Annotated in this window: 2 protein-coding genes and 1 pseudogene; all 3 read right to left on the minus strand. The window is 32.7% G+C overall.

Going from position 1 to position 1952, the window contains the following annotated elements; translation table 11 throughout:
• A partial coding sequence (locus P8M54_RS15285; RefSeq protein WP_300288891.1) for a PAS domain S-box protein occupies nucleotides 1-459 on the minus strand: 459 nt, incomplete at its 3' end.
• A gap of 16 nt (nucleotides 460-475) precedes the next feature.
• A pseudogene (locus tag P8M54_RS15290) lies at nucleotides 476-625 on the minus strand (PAS domain-containing protein); the annotation flags it as partial.
• Nucleotides 626-784: 159 nt separating this feature from the next.
• Nucleotides 785-1267, minus strand: a complete 483-nt coding sequence (locus tag P8M54_RS15295; RefSeq protein ID WP_300288892.1) for a GAF domain-containing protein — start codon at nucleotides 1265-1267, stop codon at nucleotides 785-787.
• Between the last annotated feature and the right edge of the window lie 685 nt (nucleotides 1268-1952).

A 1952-nucleotide genomic window follows, 5' to 3' on the forward strand; every position in this document is an offset into this window, starting at 1 on the left:
GGCTGAAATATCTTTTTCTATGCCTAAATATCCAGACACTTCGCCATCCTCGTTACAAAAAGCGGAAAACGAAACAACCATAACTAATAAACTTCCATCTTTTCTATAATATGTCCATTCTCTAGCGTTATTTTTTGCAGAAGCAATAGATTGTATTACATAATCCATTATCAAAGGCTTAACTTCTCGCCCTATTTCAATGCTTAAATCCTTCGCATGCCTTACAATTTCAGCTTCGTCCCTTAACTGCGCAGGAGCAATTTTACCGATCACTTCAGATGCTTTATAACCCAATAATCGTTCAGCTCCTTTGTTAAAATGTTTAATGGTTCCATCTAAATTCGTGGCAATAATCGAAAACTCGGACGCATTTAAAATTGCCGATAAATTAGCTGTAGTTTGAAGTTGCTGCGCTTGTTTTTGCTTATCAAGCGTGACATCTCGAGCAATACAATACAAATTTCCAGTTTCAGGATTAGGAGACTTTCCAATTTAAAGTAACATAAGTTCCGTTTTTACATTTATAGCGATTAATAAAACTATCTGACAATTCCCCTTTAGCTAATTTTGCAACTTCTTGATGCGTTGATTCAATGTCATCAGGATGTACAAAATCTATAAATGGTTTCCCAACTAGTTCTTCTCTAGTGTAGCCAAGAACTGCCGTAAAAGATGGATTTACTTTTTAAAATTGTCCGTCAATATTAGCAAAACAAACTAAATCTTTAGATAGATTTACAAAATTATGTAATTCTTTTTGGGTATTTAATAATTCTAAATTGCTTCATCGTAATTCTAATAAAGTGATCACTTGATTTGCTAGCAACTGAAGTGATTTTTTTTGAAAATCAGTTAAAACCTTTGGTATTGTATCAATCACGCATAAAGTACCTAAATAAAATCCGTCTTTGTTTTTGAGAGGAGCACCCGCATAAAATCGAATATTGGGGTTACCTGTAACAAGCGGATTATTAACAAAAAGTGGGTTTTCTAGTGTATTTACTACTTCATAAACTACCTCAGATTGGATAGCATATTGACAAAAAGAAATTTCTTGAGGAGTTTCGGATGCATCTAGTCCAATACTAGATTTAAACCATTGTCTTTTCCCATCTAATAAAGATATTAGGGAAATAGGCGTTCCACAAATAGCAGAAGCTAACTGAGTAATCGAATCATAGTCATCCTCGGCTAAAGTATCCATTATGGAGTAACTTTCAAGTGCTTTTAATCGATCTATTTCATTTAACATAGTCGGTGATGCCATATACAGTCATTTGGTTACTAAAATACATTATTAGCGGTAGGTTGGACTTCAATTGTTTTGATCCAATAGGATAATTTATCCAAAACAATTATTTTTCATTAACATCTTGTTTATTAATAAAGAGCATAACCATTTTTTAAATATACAAGCTTTTATTAATAAAATTAGAACTAACAAGGCTTCAATTTTAAACTATTTTGATTACCATTAGATCATTTTCGAACAAGGAGCACGTAACAACGTAAATATTTGAATTGAACTAATTTTTCTATCAGCTATTCTGATTTACTGTGTAAATTTTATAAAGTCCCTTATCTCGTGTAGGTCTCAAATAGATAGTAGAATCTTTTTAACAATCAGCACAAACTTATTTAATGACAGGAATGCTTTCCAAGTGAAGCTTAAAGATTATTATAGAGGCCTAAAAATCGACAAAAAAATAAGTCGGAAAGCTAAATGGACAGTAACAAATCGCCCAAAATTACTCTCCTGAAGTTCAACTGAATCATATTCGATCCTAAATTAAATCAAAAAAAAGTTAATAAAGCTTATGAGAGCTACGGAGTAATCCAAAAAACAAAACAAATCGATCGCTACAGCGCGAATTGGAAACAAGTTGCGCGGTGCAAAATCGTATTACAACCACATACATAACATGACAGTCAACCCCCAATGCAGGAAAAGC

Origin of the sequence: Flavobacterium sp., assembly GCF_029242675.1 — a bacterium.
Lineage (GTDB): Bacteria > Bacteroidota > Bacteroidia > Flavobacteriales > Flavobacteriaceae > Flavobacterium.